General features: G+C 57.1%; 1 protein-coding gene and 2 pseudogenes. All 3 read left to right on the forward strand.

Features of this window, described 5'->3' with window-relative positions:
- Positions 1-384: 384 nt before the first annotated feature.
- The gene (locus PDO_RS29470; protein WP_007603969.1) at positions 385-534 is read left to right on the forward strand and encodes a hypothetical protein; all 150 of its coding nucleotides are present in this window, start codon (positions 385-387) and stop codon (positions 532-534) included.
- Positions 535-590: 56 nt separating this feature from the next.
- Positions 591-686: pseudogene (gene tnpB / locus PDO_RS29360) on the forward strand (IS66 family insertion sequence element accessory protein TnpB); the annotation flags it as partial.
- A gap of 91 nt (positions 687-777) precedes the next feature.
- Positions 778-883, forward strand: a pseudogene (locus tag PDO_RS29365) (IS66 family insertion sequence element accessory protein TnpB); the annotation flags it as partial.

Here is an 883-nt window from a genome sequence, read left to right on the forward strand (position 1 = left end):
CTATTTTGTGGAGTGGAGTGACGAGTTTGAGCATTTCGCATGAAGATTTGGCCGAGCGGTGGAGCCTGAGTTTTTCCGATATCGAATTTGTAACCGGTAAACCGTACGCATCCGAGGAGGGCCGCCTTGCTGAGAAGTGAGGCGAACTGGATGTTCTGTCTATATGGACGTCAATATAGACAGTGTGAGAACCGTGGATTTAACGATAGAGAAGCGGCCGCAAGTTAGCCGTATGGAGATTGTCGATAGCGGGCGGCGTCGCCGTTTCAGCAACGAGGCCAAACTTGCGATCGTGGCGGAGAGTTATTCCGCCCCGCGTCAGGTCACGGCAACAGCCGGGGGAGTGAAGGGTTTATTCCTGCACTGTTGGTCCCGGAGCCAGGCATGCCGGTTGTTGCGCCGACCAATTCTTCGACGGCACAAAGTGGGCTTATGGAGGTTGTCAGCGCCAATGGTCGCCGTGTGATCGTGGGACGCGACGTCGACGTTGAAGCGCTGCTTCGGATCATGCGCGGACTGGAGGCGCTGCGGTGAATCCGTTTCCGATGGGAACAGGGGTCAAGGTCTGGCTTTCGACGGGGTATACGGACATGCGTTGTGGCTTTCCCTCTCTGGCGCTTCGGGTGCAGGAGGTTCTGAAGCATGATCCGCTGTCAGGGCATCTCTTCGTCTTCAGGGGTCGCAGATCGGACATTTTGAAGATCATCTGGCATGATGGTCTGGGCGCCTGCCTTTTTTACCCGGCGGCTGGAGAAGGGCCGGTTCATCTGGCCGAATATGGAGGGCGGCGCGGTAGCGATCTCACCGGCGCAATTGTCGTATTTGTTGTCCGGGATCGACTGGCGTAATCCGCAGGAAACCTGGCGTCCGACACGGATCGGAT

Origin of the sequence: Rhizobium sp. PDO1-076 (genome assembly GCF_000247475.1) — a bacterium.
Taxonomy (GTDB): domain Bacteria; phylum Pseudomonadota; class Alphaproteobacteria; order Rhizobiales; family Rhizobiaceae; genus Allorhizobium.